A 1,413-nucleotide genomic window follows, 5' to 3' on the forward strand; every position below is an offset into this window, starting at 1 on the left:
CATCAATCTCAATATTGATTTTATGCTCATTTGAGCGTTTTATCCGTTCAGTTAATCTAGTGATATATAACTTGTCGTCATTACTCAAGTTCAAAGTCGTCTTCTCGTGATTTGATTCTAAGTTTTCTAGGACGTTCAAAATGCGTTTCTGTGTCTCTAAATCTGTGCTCGGTTTCGGTTGGCTCGTGTTTTGACGTTCCACGCCTTGGCCGCCCGGCACACCACACTCGTCTGCGGACTGAACCACGCCTTCATCACCGGCCTGTTGGCCGGGCTGGACGATGGCGACCACGAAGCGCGCCTGGTTCCGACGCCCGGCGCGTGCTGCGTGCAGCTTCAAGCGGTCAAGAACTGACCGCAATGGCTGACACGATCGGGGCATGACAGCGACATGGAAGATCGAGCTCATCCCCGTGCCCGTGACCGACGTCGACCGGGCCAAGGCGTTCTACGAGAAGATCGGCTTCAACGCCGACCACGACTACCCGGTCCGCGAGGGGCTGCGCTTCGTGCAGCTGACCCCGCCCGGTTCGGCCTGCTCGATCGTGATCGGTGACGGCATCACCGAGAAGACCCCGGGCACCCAGGAGATCCAGGTCGTCGTGGCCGACGCCGAGGCCGCCCGCCGGCAGCTGTTGGACGCCGGCGTGGAGGCGGGCGAGGTCGACGTGCAGCCGTGGGGCACCTTCGTCCACTTCACCGATCCGGACGGCAACCGCTGGTCGTTGCAGGCCATCGACCGACGGCCTAACGGCTGACCCGAGCGGGCACGGCGCGGTAGGCGGCCACCTCGAGCACCCTGACCCGGTCGGGGCCCGGCAGCAGCGCCGGGTCCTCACCGGGCAGCAGCACCGAGGTTCGAATCGCCGTCGTCACCCGCTGCAGCGCTTCCCTCGAGGTCGCGATGTGCAGTACCGCCATGGCGCGGTCGGCCGGGTGCCACAGGACCAGGGTGCGGACGAGACCGGGTACGGCTTGCAGCGCCGGCCCGATCCGCTGGGCGCCGGCCAGCCGGGTGGCGTCCAGGCGTTCCGGGGTGAGCGGCCCGTCGAACTGGTCAAGATAGGCGACGGCGGGCTCCTCACCAGCGGCGGCTCCGGCCAGGTCGGCGTCCACCTCGTAGACCGCGTCGTGGGCGAGGGCGATCGGGCGGGGCCCCAGGCTCGCCGCCGTACGCTCGGCGGCCAGCTCGGCGTCCTCACGTGACTCCCACAGGGTCACCATCGCGCCGCCCTGGTCGTCGGCGAGCATGAGGATTCCGGCGTAGCCCGGATGGGATGCGATCGTGTCGGTGAGCATCGGGACGACGCTGTCGTCGGGCGGCAGGGTCTCGGTGGTCTGCAGTCGTGCGTACATGTGTGGTCACCTCCGGTTTCTGGTGCCACCATCGTCGGCGGTGGGCGCCGGGCAAGG

2 protein-coding genes and 1 pseudogene are annotated in these 1,413 nt (G+C 66.2%); 1 reads left to right on the forward strand and 2 read right to left on the reverse strand.

Features of this window, described 5'->3' with window-relative positions; all coding sequences use genetic code 11:
• Positions 1-292: pseudogene (locus AB0M20_RS43520) on the reverse strand (hypothetical protein); the annotation flags it as partial.
• Between the two features lie 88 nt (positions 293-380).
• On the opposite strand from AB0M20_RS43520, the gene AB0M20_RS43525 reads away from it, so the two are divergent.
• Positions 381-758 (forward strand): VOC family protein, encoded by a 378-nt coding sequence (locus AB0M20_RS43525; protein ID WP_364307363.1) that lies wholly within the window; start codon positions 381-383, stop codon positions 756-758.
• Here AB0M20_RS43525 and AB0M20_RS43530 read toward each other — a convergent pair.
• Complete coding sequence (locus AB0M20_RS43530) at positions 748-1,356, reverse strand: hypothetical protein (RefSeq protein WP_364307364.1); 609 nt, start codon at positions 1,354-1,356, stop codon at positions 748-750. The two genes, AB0M20_RS43525 and AB0M20_RS43530, sit on opposite strands and share 11 nt — an antisense overlap.
• Between the last annotated feature and the right edge of the window lie 57 nt (positions 1,357-1,413).

The organism is Actinoplanes sp. NPDC051633 (assembly GCF_040681735.1).
In the GTDB taxonomy this organism is placed as follows: Bacteria; Actinomycetota; Actinomycetes; order Mycobacteriales; family Micromonosporaceae; genus Actinoplanes.

Coding starts and splice junctions, on each gene's coding strand:
- AB0M20_RS43530 (WP_364307364.1), bottom strand. CDS start 1,356: ATGTACGCACGACTGCAGACCACCGAGACCCTGCCGCCCGACGACAGC.
- AB0M20_RS43525 (WP_364307363.1), top strand. CDS start 381: ATGACAGCGACATGGAAGATCGAGCTCATCCCCGTGCCCGTGACCGAC.